Annotated in this window: 17 protein-coding genes; 6 read left to right on the forward strand and 11 right to left on the reverse strand. The window is 30.9% G+C overall.

From position 1 onward, the window contains the following. Positions 1-122: 122 nt before the first annotated feature. Positions 123-2,114, reverse strand: a complete 1,992-nt coding sequence (locus AAH949_RS09025; RefSeq protein ID WP_134238773.1) for a methyl-accepting chemotaxis protein — start codon at positions 2,112-2,114, stop codon at positions 123-125. Positions 2,115-2,282: 168 nt separating this feature from the next. Between AAH949_RS09025 and AAH949_RS09030 the strand changes: the two genes are divergently transcribed. The 3 genes from AAH949_RS09030 (at position 2,283) to AAH949_RS09040 (ending at position 3,003) form a co-directional block, all read left to right on the forward strand. Then, positions 2,283-2,459, forward strand: a complete 177-nt coding sequence (locus AAH949_RS09030; protein ID WP_166739668.1) for a hypothetical protein — start codon at positions 2,283-2,285, stop codon at positions 2,457-2,459. Between the two features lie 217 nt (positions 2,460-2,676). Then, the gene (locus AAH949_RS09035; RefSeq protein ID WP_243832604.1) at positions 2,677-2,844 is read left to right on the forward strand and encodes a hypothetical protein; all 168 of its coding nucleotides are present in this window, start codon (positions 2,677-2,679) and stop codon (positions 2,842-2,844) included. Positions 2,845-2,856: 12 nt separating this feature from the next. Continuing rightward, complete coding sequence (locus tag AAH949_RS09040) at positions 2,857-3,003, forward strand: hypothetical protein (RefSeq protein WP_166739667.1); 147 nt, start codon at positions 2,857-2,859, stop codon at positions 3,001-3,003. Between the two features lie 218 nt (positions 3,004-3,221). On the opposite strand, the gene AAH949_RS09045 is transcribed toward AAH949_RS09040, so the two are convergent. The 8 genes from AAH949_RS09045 to AAH949_RS09080 form a co-directional block, all read right to left on the reverse strand. Further along, positions 3,222-5,342 carry a methyl-accepting chemotaxis protein gene (locus AAH949_RS09045; protein WP_348518560.1) on the reverse strand — a complete coding sequence of 707 codons (2,121 nt, stop codon included), beginning with the start codon at positions 5,340-5,342 and terminating at the stop codon, positions 3,222-3,224. A 172-nt stretch (positions 5,343-5,514) separates the two neighbouring features. Next, on the reverse strand, positions 5,515-6,852 hold the full coding sequence (gene purF, locus AAH949_RS09050) for an amidophosphoribosyltransferase (protein ID WP_348518561.1): 1,338 nt from the start codon (positions 6,850-6,852) through the stop codon (positions 5,515-5,517). Position 6,853: 1 nt separating this feature from the next. Beyond that, entirely contained in the window at positions 6,854-7,582 is a 729-nt protein-coding gene (dapB, locus tag AAH949_RS09055; RefSeq protein ID WP_348518562.1) for a 4-hydroxy-tetrahydrodipicolinate reductase, read from the reverse strand. A gap of 144 nt (positions 7,583-7,726) precedes the next feature. Further along, the gene (locus AAH949_RS09060; RefSeq protein ID WP_348518563.1) at positions 7,727-9,244 is read right to left on the reverse strand and encodes a disulfide bond formation protein B; all 1,518 of its coding nucleotides are present in this window, start codon (positions 9,242-9,244) and stop codon (positions 7,727-7,729) included. A 9-nt stretch (positions 9,245-9,253) separates the two neighbouring features. Further along, a complete protein-coding gene (locus AAH949_RS09065; protein WP_134238767.1) occupies positions 9,254-9,421 on the reverse strand; it encodes a dihydroneopterin aldolase in 168 nt (55 codons plus the stop codon). An 83-nt stretch (positions 9,422-9,504) separates the two neighbouring features. Next, positions 9,505-10,140 carry a hypothetical protein gene (locus AAH949_RS09070; protein WP_348518564.1) on the reverse strand — a complete coding sequence of 212 codons (636 nt, stop codon included), beginning with the start codon at positions 10,138-10,140 and terminating at the stop codon, positions 9,505-9,507. 74 nt (positions 10,141-10,214) lie between these two features. Further along, the gene (metA, locus tag AAH949_RS09075; protein WP_134238765.1) at positions 10,215-11,087 is read right to left on the reverse strand and encodes a homoserine O-succinyltransferase; all 873 of its coding nucleotides are present in this window, start codon (positions 11,085-11,087) and stop codon (positions 10,215-10,217) included. A gap of 35 nt (positions 11,088-11,122) precedes the next feature. Continuing rightward, positions 11,123-12,409 carry an O-acetylhomoserine aminocarboxypropyltransferase/cysteine synthase family protein gene (locus tag AAH949_RS09080; protein WP_348518565.1) on the reverse strand — a complete coding sequence of 429 codons (1,287 nt, stop codon included), beginning with the start codon at positions 12,407-12,409 and terminating at the stop codon, positions 11,123-11,125. A 406-nt stretch (positions 12,410-12,815) separates the two neighbouring features. Between AAH949_RS09080 and AAH949_RS09085 the strand changes: the two genes are divergently transcribed. After that, the gene (locus AAH949_RS09085) at positions 12,816-14,195 is read left to right on the forward strand and encodes a cation:dicarboxylase symporter family transporter (protein WP_134238763.1); all 1,380 of its coding nucleotides are present in this window, start codon (positions 12,816-12,818) and stop codon (positions 14,193-14,195) included. A gap of 9 nt (positions 14,196-14,204) precedes the next feature. On the opposite strand, the gene AAH949_RS09090 is transcribed toward AAH949_RS09085, so the two are convergent. Beyond that, entirely contained in the window at positions 14,205-15,512 is a 1,308-nt protein-coding gene (locus tag AAH949_RS09090) for a Na+/H+ antiporter NhaC family protein (RefSeq protein ID WP_348518566.1), read from the reverse strand. Between the two features lie 928 nt (positions 15,513-16,440). Here AAH949_RS09090 and AAH949_RS09095 point away from each other — a divergent pair. Together AAH949_RS09095 and AAH949_RS09100 are read left to right on the forward strand one after the other, a co-directional pair. After that, complete coding sequence (locus AAH949_RS09095; protein WP_348518567.1) at positions 16,441-17,958, forward strand: hypothetical protein; 1,518 nt, start codon at positions 16,441-16,443, stop codon at positions 17,956-17,958. Between the two features lie 13 nt (positions 17,959-17,971). After that, the gene (locus AAH949_RS09100) at positions 17,972-18,169 is read left to right on the forward strand and encodes a hypothetical protein (protein ID WP_348518568.1); all 198 of its coding nucleotides are present in this window, start codon (positions 17,972-17,974) and stop codon (positions 18,167-18,169) included. A gap of 53 nt (positions 18,170-18,222) precedes the next feature. Here AAH949_RS09100 and AAH949_RS09105 read toward each other — a convergent pair whose 3' ends face one another. Next, complete coding sequence (locus AAH949_RS09105; protein WP_348519159.1) at positions 18,223-19,218, reverse strand: type II asparaginase; 996 nt, start codon at positions 19,216-19,218, stop codon at positions 18,223-18,225. Positions 19,219-19,244: the final 26 nt, after the last annotated feature.

A 19,244-nucleotide genomic window follows, 5' to 3' on the forward strand; every position in this document is an offset into this window, starting at 1 on the left:
CTATTGCACACAGATGATTAAAAAGAAGAAAATATAGGAAAACCTATGGAATTTTATTTAAAAAATAAGAAAGAATTTAAAAAATTTGAAGTAAAGAAGGAAATTAATCCTTCTTTTTTATTTTAAAATTTCTTTTTCTTTGCATCCTCTAAAATATTATTTGCAATCGTACTAACACTATTAGAAATAATAGAAGAATCATTAGCAATCTTTACATTTTCTTGAGTAACATTTTCTATGTGGGCAACTGCATCATTAATTTGAGTAATGCCTATGGTTTGTTCTTTAATACTTTCTGCCATATCATTAATTGATTGAACAAGTAAATTTGCATTTGCTTCTATTTCACTTAAAGATTTTTGAGTTCTCTCTGCTAGTTTTCTAACCTCATCGGCCACAACTGCAAAACCTCTTCCGTGTTCTCCAGCTCTTGCGGCTTCTATAGCAGCATTTAATGCTAAAAGATTAATTTGATCAGCTATATCTCCAATAATACTTGTAACATTTTTAATTTCTTCACTTTGAGTAATAACATCACTTGTTTTTTGTGACACATTTTGCATTGAAGAAGTAATTTCTTCTAAAGCAGCAGCTGTTTCTTCTAAAGATGCGGCTTGAACATTTGAACTTTTATTTAAATCCCCAACCGCTTGTTGAAGTTTTTCGGACTCGCTAGAAAGTAAATGAGCAAATTCTAAAGAAGCTTTTAGCATTTTGCGGATTTCATCGCCAAGTATATTAGTTACAATCTCAACTCTACCTTGAGCATTATCAATGCTTGTGGTAAAATCTAAATTTGTATAAGAATCAAATACCTTATTAAGAGCTGGTAAATCCTTGCATACAGCAGAACAAATAAGATCTAGCAACTCATTAACTGAATTTCTAAGTTGATTTAATTGAGGGTTTGAACCTGTTGGAGTAATTCTTTTTGTTGGATCACCTGACTTAGTAATTTCAATAACCTCAAGAGCATTTTTTACCAATTCTTCATCTTGTTTTAAATTACTTTCTGTTTTTTCTATATTATTATTAATAGCCTTAGCTATCACACCAAATTCATCATTACTCGATATATTAAGCAATTTTGGATTCTCTTTGGTTTCATGATTCAAATAATTAAAGAAGTGCAATAAAACATCTTTAATTTTTTCTAAGGGACTAATGAGTTTTTTAATAAAGAAAAATAATATAATCAAACCAATCAAAAGTAAAGTTATCGATATACTTGTAGCATATAAGAAATTATCTCTGATGCCACCAACATAATCTTTCTTTGCTACAGAAGCTACTATAGTCCAGCCAAAAGGAAATTGTTTGTAATAACCTATTCTTTCATATCCTGTCATATCAATATATTCAAAACTACCTTTTTGTGAAGTTTGAAGAAGTTTTTGAAGTTGAATTTCTTGTGGATACAATTCTTTATGCGCAACAACCTTAGGATCTGCATGAGAAATAATTCTACCCGTAGTATCGGTGATATATACATCCAAGCTAGGAAGTTGTCTTCTTTTGAAATTTACAAATCTTTCCTGAAAACCTTCAATAAAAATATCAAAACCCAAAACTCCAATAAATTGTCCATTTTTTATCAAAGGATAAGTGATAGTGGCAACACTTTTTCCAGCATTCGCTCCAGAATTTGATTCATAAACAGGAGTAACTATACTTTTTAAGCTTTGTTTGGTTTGTTTATACCAATCTCTTTGTCTAAAATCAGTAGCAGTACGATCCCAGTTATTAGAAAGCTCTTTGCGTTGTCCTTCATCTTGTATAATAATATCTCCATTTTCATAAGCAATAAACATTGTTGGATATTTAATAAGATTTTGAGTTGTAAGAAGAATTTGTCTTTGAGCAATAATATTTTGATGATCCATAGCTAAAATTTCTTTTGCAATGGCTTCTAAATGCTGTTGAGCTTCAATATTCATAGAAATATTTACAGTTGTATATGAGGCATCCAAAACCCCTCTTTGTATACTTCCATATAGATTCATAACTTCATTTGAAGTGGATTTATAATTAAAGGTACTTAATACACCTATAATTACAACAAAAACGATTACAATAAGTAAAATCAACTTACTTTTTACACTTCTTTGTTTCATAATATTTCTCCTCGATTATTTCATACAAAAACCAAAAACAATTATATTACATTTTTATAAATTAAAATATTAAGTAATAAATTTTTTCATATAAAAATAAATATAAAACCTTAAAAATTTTAAAGATTGTTTTTATTAAAATAGATTAAATAGGAAAAAAGAAACAAAATGCAGTGGGATGCAACTCAATATTTAAAATTTGAACAAGAACGCAATGTGGCAGTTTTTGATTTGATTAATAAATTTGAAAATCAAAGCAATATTAATAATATTTTGGATTTAGGCTGTAGTCCTGCAAATAGCACTCAAATTTTACAAAATTCTTTTAAAATGCTCAAATTTTAGGCATTGATAATTCTTTGGATATGCTTGAAAAAGCAAGAATCTTAAAAATTATGATTTTGCTAAGTTTGATATTAACTACGAACTTTTAAATATACAGACTAAATTTGATCCTATATTTGCTAATGCGAGTATCCATTGGATAGAAAATCAAAACAAGCTTTTCAAAGAACTTTCAGAGCTTTTAAATAAAAATGGTATTTTTGCAGCACAACTTCCTTTGATCAAAAATTCGATTTTTCATCAAAATTTAGAAACACTTACACAAAAATATGGCTTAAATTCTAGGATATTTTATGCTTTAGAGCCTTATGAGTATTATGATATTTTACAAAATTATTTTAAAGAAGTTGAAATTTGGCAAAGCACTTATTATCATATTTTATAGAATTTCGATGAAGTGATTAAGTGGTATAAAGGCTCTGGACTTCGTCCATATTTAGAAAAACAAAGAATTAAAAGTAAAACTTGCACCTTTTTTCCACCACAAAAAGATAATAATGTGCTTTTGTCTATGCCAAGATTGTTTTTTGTAGCTAAGATATGATTTAGTTTGTGTTTTCAAATTTATCCAAATACTTAATTTGCCAAAAGATCATCAAATATAATACCGTCAATTTTAGTTTTTCATCAAGCTTAGGTGAAAAAGCTGTAGTTTTCATCGCAAAAATGCTAAAATAAAGTAAAAATGGGATTTTAAACTAGAATTTTTAAATATTGAGAAATATCAAAGAATAAAGGAACAGAGCTCCTTTATTCTTAAAATCAGATTTTTTTAGTTTTTGCATCCTCTAAAATATTATTTGCAATCGTACTAACACTATTAGAAATAATAGAAGAATCATTAGCAATCTTTACATTTTCTTGAGTAACATTTTCTATGTGGGCAACTGCATCATTAATTTGAGTAATGCCTATGGTTTGTTCTTTAATACTTTCTGCCATATCATTAATTGATTGAACAAGTAAATTTGCACTTGCTTCTATTTCACTTAAAGATTTTTGAGTTCTCTCTGCTAGTTTTCTAACCTCATCGGCCACAACTGCAAAACCTCTTCCGTGTTCTCCAGCTCTTGCGGCTTCTATAGCAGCATTTAATGCTAAAAGATTAATTTGATCAGCTATATCTCCAATAATACTTGTAACATTTTTAATTTCTTCACTTTGAGTAATAACATCACTTGTTTTTTGTGACACATTTTGCATTGAAGAAGTAATTTCTTCTAAAGCAGCAGCTGTTTCTTCTAAAGATGCGGCTTGAGAACTAGAGCTTTGATTTAATGTTTCTACGGCTTTTTGAAGTTTTTCAGACTCAACAGATAAAAGATTTGCAAAATTTAGAGATGCTTGAAGCATTTTGCGGATTTCGCTACCTAAAATATTTGTTGTGACCTCTACATTCCCTTTAGCATTTTTTACCTCTGTGCTAAAGTCAAGTGCTTTATAAGACTCAAAAACTCTATGAATTTCATTTGTATCAGATCCAATTTTATGTTCAAAAACACTAAGCATTTCATTGAGTACTTTTTTAAGTTCCATAAGTTGCGGGTTGCTAGGTTCTGCTGTAATTCTCGCAGTTAAATCCCCTCTCTCTACAATACGAACAGTATCTACTGACTCTTTTACAGCTTGATTATCTTTCTCAAAACCAGACTGAGTTCGTTGAATGTTTTCATTAATCATTTGTCCCATTGAACCCAATTCATCATTAGCTCTAATTTTTATAGGTTTAACTTCTACCTTTTCGTGATTTAAAAAACGGAAGAAAGTTTGCAGAGAATGTAATACAATAGGAAGTCTATTGCCTACAATAACCTTAACAAAATAATAAACAACTACGCCAACAATAATCAAAAATACAACAGCTGCAAGTAAAATAAGTTGCTGTAATTTATATAGCGGAGCTAATACTGATTCTTTAGGTGCGGTAACTAAAACACTCCATTTGCTTGAATTTCCATAAGTAGCAAATGAAGCAACGCTGGCATAGCCAGGTACGCCTGCTATAGTAGTGTAATTATCAAAAATTTCATCTTTTTGCCCTTTGATAGCTTCTAATACAGGTTTTATACTTGGTGTATTATTTAACTCTCCCATATTCTTTAGGATATATGAAGAGTCTTTATGAATAGCAACTATTGCTTCATCGGTTAATAAAACTCTTAAATCCCCTTCATAAAGATCTAATTTCTTATCAAGAAAAACTTCGGAAATTTTTGTAAGATCTATAGTATAACCAAAGATACCTACATACTTACCGTGTTTAGTAAAAACCGGAAAGCCAACATTGATACCCAAAAATTCTTTACCGTTAAAATTCATTTTCACAGGAGCACCAAAATATACAGTTGAATGGTCATTGTGCTTGGCTTTTTCCTCGATTTCTTTTACAACTTTGTAATTTTTAAAATTGTCATTAAATTGTACCGATACTATACCACTATATGCACCTGTAGCTTCATCGGCAAACATTATACCAAAACTTCCACTTGGACTTTTATATTTCTTATCCATGGATTCTGTGCCTGATAAAACAGAAGGATCAGTAAGATATAAAAAAGTATAAGTAGAATACTCTGCGGTACTGTCAAAAGTATTTTTCATTATAGTTTCAACAGTTCTTAAATCCAAAGAATCTTCTTCCTCTAAAAGTTTATTTAGAGTGTTTCCAACTCCTTGAGTTAAAACAACTGTTTCATTAAAAGCCGCACTTATATAATTAACATATCGTTTGGATGCTACTGAAATTACGCTTTTAGCTTCTCTTTCCATATTTGAAGCAACTTGAGAAGTTACAATCATAACAAAGGCTATAATCCCTATGAAAACAACTGCAACAACAGATAAAACTAACTTTGAACCAATGTTTAAAGATTTAAAAAACATTACTTTGTCCTTATTTAAAAATTTTTATATACAGATAAAAAATATATTCTAAAATATAAAAACTTAAAATGGGTATAAAATTTACATTAAGCTGATGAAACAAAAATTTTAACAAATAGCATTAAAATAAAATTGATTAATTATACAATTATTGTATAAAAATATTAAAAAATCATTTGATAAAATAATCCCCATTAAAACTAATTAAAGAATACTCCCTTTCATCTCCAATACTTTGTGTAAGTTCTTCTATACTTAAAAAACTTAGCGTATCAGCTTCCACATACTCACGCACCTCTTCAGTATTTTTATTTGCACTAATAAGTTCTTCAAAAGTAGGCGTATCAATACCATAGATATCTGGAAATTTAATTTCAGGGCATGCAATAGCTAAATGAATTTTACTTGCCCCTGCAGCACGAAGCAAAGAGATGATTTTTTTAGAAGTTGTTCCACGCACCAAGCTATCATCCACAACAACAATTTCTTTACCTTCTAAAACCTTATGCATAGGATTAAGCTTTAATTTTACTTTTAAATTTCTGAGTTCTTGAGTGGGCTCAATGAAAGTTCTTCCTACATAGTGATTTCTAACTATCGCCATTTCAAGTGGAATTTTTAAATACTGTGAAAAGCCAATTGCAGCACTCACTCCACTATCTGGCACAGGCACAACAAAATCAGCCTTATGTATGAATTTTTTCGCCAAAGCTTCGCCCATTTTTTTGCGTATTTCATACACACTTTTGCCTTCGATAATGCTATCAGGTCTAGCAAAATAAATGTATTCAAAAGCACAAATTCTAGGTTCTTGTTTAAAAAGCTCTATGCTTTCAAATTTATCATTTCCTTGTGTAAAAATAAGCATTTCTCCAGGCTTTACATCACGTATAAACTCAGCTTCTATCAAATCAAAAGCACAAGTTTCACTCGCAACTATATATCCACCATCTTTTAAACGCCCTAAAGATAAAGGACGAACCCCATAAGGATCTCTAGCCACATAAAGCTTATCTTTACTTGCTAGGATAAAACAATACGCTCCTATGCTCTCTTTCAAACTTTCAATAAATCTATCTTTCAAGCTTTCTTTTTTGCTTCTTGCGATTAAATGGATAACATTTTCTGTATCCATATTGGTTTGAAAAATTGCTCCATCTTGAATGAGTTTTTTTCTTATTTCTTCTTTATTAACTAAATTTCCATTATGCACTAAAGCAATATCGCCTAAAACACAATTTGCCGCCACAGGTTGAGCATCATTTAAACTTGAATTTCCTGCTGTAGAATAACGATTATGGCCTATAGCAATTTCACCTTCAAGGGTTTTTAAATTATCAGGGTTGAAAATTTGGCTCACTTCGCCTTTGGCTTTAATGGTTTTAATGTTTTTACCATTACTTACACTAATTCCACTTGCTTCTTGTCCGCGGTGCTGCATAGCAAAAAGAGCATAATACGCATAAGTGCTTGCATTTTTTGAATTAATAATTCCTACAACTGCACACATTTTAAATTCCTAAAAAATCATTAATTGAATAAAATTTCGGCTCCTGCTTATTAAGCCAAATCGCAATTTTTATTGCACCTTTAGCAAAAGTGGCTCTTGAAGTTGCAGTGTGATTTAATTCCAAAAACTCACCATCTTCATAAAAGCCTACAGTGTGGCGTCCTACTATATCACCACCCCTTAAACTCATCACTGCAATTTCATCTTTTTTTCTCTCTCCTATAATGCCATCTCTTCCACTTATCCTTACTTTTTCCAAATCCAAATTCCTAACCTTTGCAACGCTTGTAGCCAAAGTCATTGCCGTTCCACTTGGCGCATCTTTTTTATGACGATGGTGCATTTCTAAAATTTCTATATCAAAATTTTTAAGCATAGCACTTGCCTTGCTTGCAAGATAATTTAAAACCGCAACTCCCAAAGACATATTGGTCGCATAAAAAACAGGCATCACTTCACTCGCACTTTGCATTAAACTCATGGTTTTTTCATCAAGTCCCGTTGTGCCAATCACTAAAGGTTTCGGCATTGTTCTTGCATAATTTAAAAGCTCATGTGTGCCGCTTGAAGATGAAAAATCAATAATCACATCGCTTTTTTCAAAAAGCTCCTCTAAATTTCCCCCTTTATCAAAAAGCACAGTTGCTTTTGCTTCGCTTTCGTTTTTTAAACATTCTTCAATTTGCTTTCCCATACGCCCATTGGCACCGTAAATTCCTATATTTATCATTAGTTCCCTCTATTGTAAAAATTGAAATTCTAACATTTGTTTTTTTATTTTATGATAAAAATTTAAAACTTTAAAAATATTTATTTTATGAAGAAATTTAACAGTATTAAGAATCAAAAATCCTAGAAAATCTAGGATTTTTAATCAGTCTAAAACATAAAGTTTATTTTCATTATTTTGATAAGAAAGTATATTAATTTTCCCATCTTTGAAGAAAATACTTCTTGCATTGGTAATCACACTTGGGAAAGATATAGTTTTTACTACCGCTTCTTTAGCTACATCAATTACCGCAATCACATTGTGATTTTTGCTAAGTGCATAAATTTTACCATCTTTATAAGTCATAGAAGTTACATAAAGATCACCTAAAGTTTTACCTTCCTTTAAGTCCGCTTTTGGAGTAAATTCTGCTGAAAGAACGCGGTCTTTTAGAGAAACTTTAGAGATTACAAAAGTTTTTGCATCTTTATTATTTGGCACGGTTGCAAGATAAAGATAATTATCATCTGTAGTCATACTTGCTACATGGTTAAATTTGGCTCTAACAGTATCAAGTCTTCCACGACCCAAGTCTTTTCCTTGACCTTCAAATTTACCATTTCCTTTTATAAAATCTGCATATTGTAAAGCTTCATCGGCATTTGGATTTTTTGCAAATCTTAAGAAAGATTTATTTGATCCCATAAGAATGAATTTATCTCCCATATAAGGGATAATACCTATAATTGGATCAATAGTTGCTGAAAAATAAGGATCAAGCACAAAGCTTTCTTTTACCTTAAATTCATCATTTAAAAATACCACATCCCATTTTGAACTCGCTACAAATTCATCATTGATATAATCAAGCGTATTGATAGCTTTATCAAAATTAATGGTTTGCTCACTAACAATTTCTAGCTCATCATTAATTTTTGCAAATGGAGCATTGTTTATATCATTATCAAAACTAATGCCTAATTTTTCACTTGCAGGCGCAAAAGCATAATCAGGAGCTTTAACATCGCGTTTTCCTAAGAAAGAAATTTCTTGCCAGCTTTTACTCCAGCCAGAATCTGACCAAATGATATATTTTGGATTTAAGCTAAATCTTACCGGATCGCCTTGTCCGCTATAAGGAGGAATACCTGTACTTACAAAAGCTTGAAAAACATTTGAAGCTACAATGAAAGCAACAATAACCATGGCAGATAAACTCAATTTATTAAATTTTCTAAATTTTTCTCCATTTAATTCTTTATCAAAGCAAGCAAATTTAGGAGCAAAAGCAAAAATTACGCCTAAAAGTAATATTACAGCCCAAAATACTACTTCAGCCCAGAAATAAGTATGAAGCCCAAAAACCGCCATGCCAAAACCTTGATCTAAGTCCCTATGTGCATGAGAGCTTATGTGATTAAAAGACTGCCACAAACCAAAAGCAGTAGCGATTAGTAAAAACGCTAAAAATTTACCTTTTAAACCATAGCGAACAATAAACAGAGCAGCCACACCTATAAAAATCATAGATTCTCTTTGTCCCCAACAAGAAGTACAAGGACTATCGCCCATCATATAACCAAAAACTAAATTTGCAATTCCAACAGGCAACAAAATAATCAAAAGTCCTGCCATACACATTAAAAAATAAAAAATTCTAGTTTTATTAACATCACACATAGTCTATCCTTATAAATTCATTAAACCTAAAATTGCACCCGATTTTCGACCCAAATAATCAAAAACCATAATACACCAAGCAATTACTATCAAAGAAAAAGCAAATTTTTCTTTTTCAGGTTTTGCTATCATAAGAATAATAGCGATTAAGATTAATAAAAGCTCTAAAAATTCCATTTTTTCCTCCTTTTTTAAAGGCGTAAGTGTAACTAAAAAACTATAATTTAAGCTTAAGGATTTCTAAATCATAAATCAGAATTTTATAAAGTTCCACCGCCAACAAAATATCTTTCAACATCATTAAGTAGTTTTTCACATATTTTAGAATCTGTGTTTTTTTCAACGATAAGATTGATATAAGTTTTTGTATCCCTAAAACTTCCGGCAGATTTGACATTATCTCTTTCAAGTTTTTGACCTTCTTTGGTGTATTTGATATTAATATTAAATTTAAATGCCGAAGTGGCCTCTCCTAAATTTGTTTCAACCACAACATTCATTTGAGATGCTTTAGACAGAGTTGCTTGGGTTTTTGAGATGATTTCTTTAAATCTTTGATAAAGTCTAATAAGATCACGAATAAATCGATCTTCGAAGTTTTCATAGGCAATTTTTAACTTGGTTTTAATCTCCTCACTGCTGCCTTTTTCCGGTGCAACAAAAACCATGTAAAAACCATTTTTTATATCAACTTTATCGCTTTTTGCATCTCTTCCACCAGACATAACTTTAACATAAATGGCATTATCAAGATAAATTCTATCAATCATAGGACCATAAATTTCATACTCTCTGCGTCTAATTATAACTTCTCTTGCCATAACATTAAGCTTTACATTTGCCTCATGTATGATAGGCTCCATTTCCTTTTTAATCTCAAGCATTTCTTTTAGCATAATCTTTCCTTGACTAAAATCTTAAACATTATAACAATTCATTTCTTAAATTTATTTGCCAAAAATTCAAAATCTTACAAGACATAGGGTGTGCTTTGATAAACATCGTAATTAAGCCAATTTTGAAAAATTGTATTAGCACAAGAACGCCATTTAAAAACAATTTCTCCTTTAGTATCATAATAATTTTTTGGTTTTTGTTTCTTTCCATCTCGTTTAAATTCAAAATCCAAAGTATCTTTGCTGTATTCAGGATGCCCTAAAATGAAAATATCTTTTTTATCCCTTGCTATACCCACGCCAACTTCATCACTTCTAAGCAAAATTTTTAAATCTTTACAAGATTTAATTTGTTTCTCATCCATTATAGAATGCCTAGAATGCGGAAATTCTACTCTTTCATCTAAATTTGTTAAAATTAAATCCTTATCCACAATATTATGTTCAAAAACACCAAAACATTTTTGTTTCAAAGGCTTTTTTTCTATACCATAAAAATAATAAAGCCCACTCATTGCACCCCAGCAAAGATACATTGTGCTTGTTACATTGTACTTTAGAAAATTAAAAATTTCCACCAATTCATCCCAATACTTCACCTCTTCAAAGCTCATCTGTTCTACAGGAGCACCCGTTACGATGGCCCCATCAAATCTTCTAGTTTTAATTTTGTCTAAACCTAGATAAAATTTTTCAAGATGAGATAAAGGGGTATTCTTACCCACATAACTTTGGGTTGAAATAAAAGTGATATTAATTTGCAAAGGCGAATTTGCCAGCAAAGATAAAAGTTGATTTTCGGTTTGAATTTTTGTTGGCATCAAATTTAAAATCAAAATTTCTAAAGGTCTGATATCTTGCGAATTTGCTCTTTGTGTGTCCATCACAAAAATACTGTTTTTAAGTACTTCAAAAGCAGGCATTTCTTTTGGGATGATTAATGGCATCGTAACTCCTTTTATAAAAAATTGATTTGTTAAATTTAACCCTCAATGGCTTGTTTTAAATCACCAATAAGATCCTTTACATCTTCAAGACCTATGCTTAGGCGAATGGTTGATTTTGTGATACCTGCGGCTTTTAATTCCTCTTCGTTAAGCTGAGAATGCGTAGTACTAGCAGGGTGGATAAGCAAAGATTTAGAATCGCCCAAATTAGCGACAATTTTAAAAATTTTTGTGCTATTGCAAATTTTTTTAGCATGTTCGAAATCTCTTGCTTCAAAGCTTAAAAGCCCACTAGCATAAGAATTTGTAAAATATTTTTTAAGCAAAGAATGATAAATATTTGTTTCTAAAGCGGGATAACTCACGCTTTTAACCTCACTGTGCGAATTTAAAAATTGAGCGATTTCTAAGGCATTTTGGCTGTGTTTAATGATCCTTAAATTCAAAGTTTCAAGTCCTTGTAAAATTAGCCATGCATTTTGTGGAGACAAGGTCGCACCGATATTTCTTAGCCATTCAGTAAGAATGCGTATGCTAAAATTTGGCAAGTTTAAATTCGCATAAATTAAACCATGATAGCTAGGATCTGGTGTGTTAAAAGCGGGATATCTTGGATTATTTTTAAGCAAAGCATTTAAATTTTTTCTCTCAATCACCACACCACCTAAAGCATTGCCTTGGCCGTTAATGTATTTGCTTAAACTATGGACAATCACATCAACTCCAAATTCAAAAGGTTTATGCAAAAATGGAGTTGCGACTGTATTATCACAAATAGTAATGATATTATATTTTTTAGCAATGGCAACAATTTTTTCCACATCAGCAACAGCAATCTGCGGATTTGAAAGGCTTTCAAAAAATATAGCTTTGGTGTTTTGATTTATTTTTTCCTCTAGCGTGTTTAAATTATCAATATCAAATTCTCTCGCTTCAATGCCAAAACGCTTAAGTGTATATTGTATCAAAGTTTGAGAGCCTCCATAAATTTTATTTGAATACAAAATATTATCCCCATTTTGCGCACAATTAACCAAAGAATAAAATACCGCAGCTGTTCCACTTGCCGTACAAACCCCAAATTCTCCACCTTCAACCGCAGCTAGACGATTTTGCAAAATATCGACAGTAGGACTACTGACTCTTGCATAAATATTGCCTAATTCTTGCAAAGAAAATCTTGCCGCGGCCTGCTCGGAGCTTTCAAAACTAAAAGCTGTGTTTTGATAAATAGGCACGCTAATAGTTCTTTGAGTATCAAACTCGTATCCTGCGTGCAATGCTAAAGTATTTTGTGAGTAATTTTGTGTATGATTTGACATTATTTTTCCTTCTATGAAAATTAATACAGCTTGAGGCTTAAGCCCAACAAAAGACGAAAACAGTTATCAAAATGTGATAGAAATAAATGTAGAATCAAGCGCACAAGGCGCACATCATAGAAGATAGATTAGAAACGAAGCAAACAATAGTTTTTAAAATTGATAAACTCATTTTTTCTCCTTTTCTAAAATTAAACTTAAATCAGATTATACTTGTGTAAATATTAATTTAATCTTAAAAAATAAAGAAAAATTCAGGCATTATTTTTCGTGTGAAAATTTGAAAAACAAATCATACTTTTTTTATCTTAATTAAACAAAGTTATGATATTATCCTAATTTTTAAGCTTAAAGAAAATATTTGAAATATTTTTTGCTTAATTTATAGTTTCTTGAAAGGACTTTTATGAATGAATCATTCTTCGGACATTTTTTAATGATTTCTAAGCCCCAAACTTTAGTCGTTTTAGCTATTATTTTTGTTATCTTTTATTTTCTTAAAAAAATGAGAGATTATAAAATAAATTTTTCATTAAGAATGCTTATAGCTCTTATTATAGGTATTGGTCTTGGTTTTATTTTACAATTTTTAGCTGATTTTCCGCAAAAAAACACAGATATCATTTGGTATAATGAAGTCAAACATTGGCTTTCATTTTTTAGTGCTGTGTTTGTAGCCTTTATCAAAATGCTTGTGATTCCACTGGTAAGTGTGTGTATTGTGAAGGTTATTATAGAAATTGATAAAAATATTAAAATTTCATCTCTGCTTAGCATTAGTCTTTTTTGGATACTTTTTAGCACCGCCATTGCTGCAGCTTTGGGAGTTGCTTTGGCTTTTTATTTTGATTTAGGAAGTGCTTTTACTCACAGTGAAAATACAAGCAAAATCAGAGAAATTCAAAGCTTTTCAAGCATTATTTTAGGATTAATCCCTAGCAATATCATTACTGCAATGAATAAAGAAAATATCATTGCCATCGTGATTTTTGCTTTTTTTATCGGAATTTGCGCGAAAAAAATTTCCAAAAAAGAAGAATACGAACAAGTATTTAAAAGCTTTGAGAATTTTATCCTAGCTTTTTATGGTTTGATGATGAGTATGACAGCCATTGTTATACGCTTTATGCCTTATGCGGTAGTTTGTATGATGAGTAATGTTTTACTAAGTAATGGCTTTGAAGCGATTAAAACAGCAGGAATTTTCATCATACTCATTTATACAGCAATGTTGATCATGTTTGGGGTGCATTTTTTACTTCTTCTTTCACAAGGTTTAAACCCTATAATTTACGCACGAAAAGCCTTTAGCGTTTGGCTTTTTGCCTTTAGCTCAAGATCTTCTTTAGGCACTTTGCCTTTAACGGTTTCAACCTTGCAAAATAAATTCGGCGTAAATTCCGCAGTTGCGAATTTTGTCGCTTCTATAGGTACTACAACAGGACTTAATGGTTGTGCGGGGTATTTTCCTGCTATGGCTGCTGTATTTGTGGCTTTAGGGCTTGGAGTGGAAATTGATCTTAGTTTTGCCTTGATGGTTGTACTAGTAGCGATTTTAGGCTCTTTGGGAATTGCCGGAGTGCCTGGAAGTGCCACTATGGCTGCTTCTATTATGCTAAGTGGGATTGGTTTTGGGGATCATTTTGTGATGCTAAGTCTTATTTTAGCTATCGACCCTATCATTGATATGGCACGCACCGCAAGCAATGTTTCAGGAGCTATGACTTCAGCCCTTTGCACTGCTAAAAATTTAAAAACCTTAGATATGAGTATTTATAAGTCTTAAATTTAAGACTTATAAAAACAGCGCAATCAATGAGCCCACAAAGAGTAAAGAACCATTGTAAAAAATAAAAGTAGGAATACAAGTATCCTTAATATGATCGTGGTTATTATCAGCATTTAAACCCACACTAACACCTAAAGTGGTTTCGCTTGCTGGGCTTCCTGCATCTCCTAAAGCTCCTGCAACGCCTAAAATAAAAATGATTAAAGCTGGATTAAAACCAAGTTGTAAGCAAATAGGGCAAAAAAGTGTTGCAATGATAGGAATTGTCCCAAAAGAAGTTCCTATACCCATAGTAATGATAAGACCTATAATAAGCATAAAAAAGATAGCTAAAAATTTAGAATACTCCATCCAAGGCACAACAGAGTTTACCAAAACATCCATAGCTTTGCTTTGATTTAAAACCTCGCCATAACCCGCAGCCACAAGCATTACAAAGGCTATAAAGCCCATCATTTTAATGCCATCATCAAAAACAAAATTAACTTTTTTATACTCGACTCCACCCAAAATTACCATCAGCAAAAAACCCAAAAGTCCAGAAAGTGGTAAATTTAAAGTGATGATTTGACACACTAAGGTTAAAACAAGCCCAGCTAAAACAGCCCATTCTTTGTGCGTCATAGCCAGTTTATCAAAATCCATATTTGCAATTTGTGTTTCTTTGTATTCTCTTGGTTTTCTATAAAAAACAAAAACCGCCAAAAAAAGCCCCACAAGCATACAAATAACAGCAAAATACATGGTATTAGTAACATCTTTAAGCTCAACTAAAACGCCATTTTTTACCAAATTTTCAACAAGTAAATTTTGAAAAATCAAACCATAACCCAAAGGTAAAATCATATAAGGCGTTGTAAGCCCAAAAGTCAAAGCACAAGCTACAGCTCTACGATCGATTTTAAGCTTGTTAAACAAAGCAAGCAAAGGTGGAATTAAAATCGGCACAAAAGCCACATGGATAGGCACTAAATTCTGAGAAAAACAAGAAAGTAAAGCCAAAGATAAAATAAGTAAATATTTTTTATGTGAAATGAGATGACTTACAAGCTTGATTAAATAAGCAGTTAAATGCGTTTTTGAAATCGCAGCAGCTATTGCACCAAGTAAGATATAACTTAAGGCTGTTTTTAAATTCCCCTTCATACCCTCAATCAAAACATCCATAGTATGAAGCATGGTAAAATCAGACAAAAATCCAGCAACTAAAGCTGCAACCAAAAGGCTTAAAAGCACATTAAAACGGAACAAGCAAAGTAAAGTCATCACCACAACACTAATGATGATGGGATTAGTTAGTAAAGTCATTTGCATCCTTTAAAATTCAAAAATTTTAATTTTAAAAAAAACTTGATTAAATGGGGCTAAAATAAATAAAATTTGTGTTTTGTATTGATTAAAATTAACATTTGAACTTACTGCTTGCTATGTATGCAAAATATTAAAGTATATACCTACACTTAGAGGTTTTTAGAAATTTTAGCGGTTTATTCATAAAGCTCCTTTAGTCTCTTCATTTTTTAAGGATAATACAATCACCCGCACGCACATTGACTTTATAAATTTTGTATATTATTAAAATGCTTTAATAATATATTATTTACTTTTATTTAATATTTTGATAAAATCACGATTTAAAATTTTTAATAAAAGGTTAATGTATGGACACAAATATAAATAAAATCAAAAAATGGTGGTGGGATATAGGCTTTTAGCTAAAAAATATTTTATCTCTTTAAGTTGTGCTTCGTTTTTATTTTCAAGTTCTTTACATGCTGGATTTTTGAATTGAGGAAATTCTCCTTTTAATGGAAATAAATGGAGTGATACAATTAACGAGTATTATAAGAATTATAACACTGGAGTAGTCTTCGAAAAGCCAAATCGTGAGAAATTTATCTTAAAATCTTATAATTCAAATCAATTTTGTAGTAAAAAATCATGGCAAAATTCTAGGTTTATCTAAAGACTCAGAAGCTTTTATATTTCACAACTCTAGTGGAAACTTTACAAATACTGGTTTATATGATGCTAACTTTAGCTTATGTGATAACTCGAATTTTAACATCATAAATTCAGGAACTATTACGGTAAAATACTTAATCAAAATAGCACCATAGGAAATTTAGAAAACTCTGGAAGTATTGATGAGATAAATAATGACCAAGGTAGCATTAGTATTTTAAAAAATACAAATGAAATCATTGCAATCAACAACACAAGAACCGTCAATGAAGGTTATATGAAAAACTTTAATAATAAAGGACTTGGTAATAAGTTAATTAATACAAAAAGTATTTCAAATCTCAATAATCATACTAATGCTAATATCAAAATCTTGCATAATCAAGGAAATATTGATACCCTTGCTAACACAGGTACTATAGATACTTTTAACAATGAAGGAAATATTAAAAATACTTTTACTAACCAAGGTATTATCGCAAACACTATCACTAATAAAGGTACTTTAAATATAGATAACACTAAGGGAAAAATTCAAAAAGGTATAATTAATGATGGTGGAATTTTAATTATTGATAACCACGATGAAATTACTAATACAAAAGTTAAAAATATTTTTGGAAAAACTGCTAATGGTGTGCATATAGAGAATAAAAATAATGGAAAAGTAAATATCAAAGGTTGGTATTTTAATGATGAAGAATCTAAAAGCAAAGAAGAAAGATTAAATAATTCTATTTTAGTAGGTGGAGACAATATTAAAGATATTAAAATAGATAAAATTATAGTTAATGTCAAAGATGATAAAAAAGTTTATGATTCTAATACTTTTTTTGCGGATAAAGATGGCAATATTATAGGAGATCAGGTTAATAATGGAGAAAATTTTATTGATAAAATAGCCAATATTAATGATATTTATAAATTATATAAAATCGATAGTGGTATTGGTGGATGTTTTTCAAGTGGGTGCTATTCTGCTACACTTCAAACTAATGAGCTAAGCGGTAAAACTTTGGCTAAATCTATTATATATTCTTCTAGATTAAGATATATTAATATATCTAATATCTTAAGAGATATTAATGGTAAAACCTTTAAAACAGATTTTACCCAAGTAGATGAAATGGATAAAAGCAAAAAAGGTGAGCCTTACGGTAATGATGCAGATTTATTAAGCGAATTAGATGATATTTTCGTAAAACACACAAGTTTAGATGATAGTCATCTCGGCTTTTTAATGCCTTATTATAATTATAGTTCTGTAAATTTAGGAGAAGGACTTGGAAGATTAAAAGGAAATACCAGTGGTATTATAGGTGGAGTTCAAAAGAATTTAGCTAATGATAATGGAATTTTTGGCTTTTATGTAGGCTACGAACAAGCTAATAAAGAACAAAATATTCAAAGATTAGAATTTGATGATAAGACTTATTATGGTGGTTTAACTTATTATAATGTCTTTGCAAGAAGTGGCATTAATGAGTATTTTATTAGTGCAAGTACAAGATTTGATTATACGAACACTGATATTACTAAAACTTATACAAACCGTATCACTAAGATTAATTCCGATGCTAAAATATATGGTTATGGTGCAGATGTTAAAATCGGAATGAATTATTTTAATACTTTAAACATAGCGATGTTTTCTCCTGAAATTGGACTTTCTTATCAAGGTATGAGTTCTAAAAATTTTACACTAAGGCACTTAGGGGATTTAAATGAGCATTATAACGCTACTCAAGTAAATTTTTTTAGATGCAACACTAGTTTTAAATACCAAACACCTTGATGCAAGCGGGGATTTGATATTAAGAAGTGCTGAAGGTAATACTAGATTAAGCGAAGATATACAAAATTCCAAATGGTATGCTTTTACTCAATTAGGACTTTCTTATGTTTTAAAAGAAAATATAGATCTTTCTTTTAATTATGGTGCTACTTTGGGAGATAATAATACCCATTCGCATAATGTGTTTTTAAAACTTGGGATTTGGTGGTAAACAAAAAAGCACAAGTTATGAACAGCAAGGGAATTTAAATCCCTTACTATTTTTTAATATTTCAAAAAATATTCTTGAATTTTTTTAGTGTCTTTTGTTTTGGTGAGTGCTAACATTAAAAGAATTCTAGCTTTTTGTGGATTTAAGTCCTCAGCTGAGATAAAACCAAGCTTTTGATCTGCTTCACTCACTGCCACACGACCTGCTACTACACGAGAACTCACAGCAACGCTAAGTCCTTGCTTTAAAAGCTCTTTTAAAACATTTTTTTGATCTTCATGTATGCTTCCTGCGCCACTTCCAGCCACTACTATGCCTTTAGTTCCATTTTCGAACAAAGCTTTAGCAGCCACGCCATTACCATCATTTGAATAAGTATAAAGAATATCAACTTTTGGTAATTTATCTAATTTACTTACATCAAAAGGAGTGTTTTTAGTATGAACTTTGGCTACATTATTATAGAAAAAGACTTTACCATCTACAATATAACCCAAATCCCCAAAATCAGGCGAAGAAAAAGCATCGACATTTAAACTATGAGTTTTAACAACACCTCTTGCGCCTAAAATTTTATCATTCATAGCAACCATAACGCCTTTACCCTTTGCATTTTTATCTGCTGCTAGAGCAACTGCATTATAAAGATTTTTAGGGCCATCTGCGCTCATAGCAGTTGAAGGACGCATTGCACCCACCAAAACCACAGGTTTATCGCTTTTAACGGTTAAATTTAGAAAATACGCAGTCTCTTCCATAGTATCAGTACCGTGAGTGATCACCACTCCATCAACCCCACTTGCAAAAAGCTTGTTAATCTCTTTTGCGAGTTTGAGCTGAATTTCATCACGCATATTGGAACTATCGATATTTGCGATTTGTTGTCCGCTAATATCAGCTAGATCTTTAATTTGTGGCACTGCTTTGATTAAAACATCAACGCCCACTACTCCTGCTGTATATCCAGTCGTTGCAACCGCACTATCAATCGATCCTGCAATTGTCCCACCTGTCGCTAAAATAGCCACTTTTGGCTTAGCCTCTGCCATGCTCGCTCCTACAAACAAAAACACCA

This window comes from Campylobacter sp. CCS1377, from assembly GCF_040008265.1.
Taxonomy (GTDB): domain Bacteria; phylum Campylobacterota; class Campylobacteria; order Campylobacterales; family Campylobacteraceae; genus Campylobacter_D.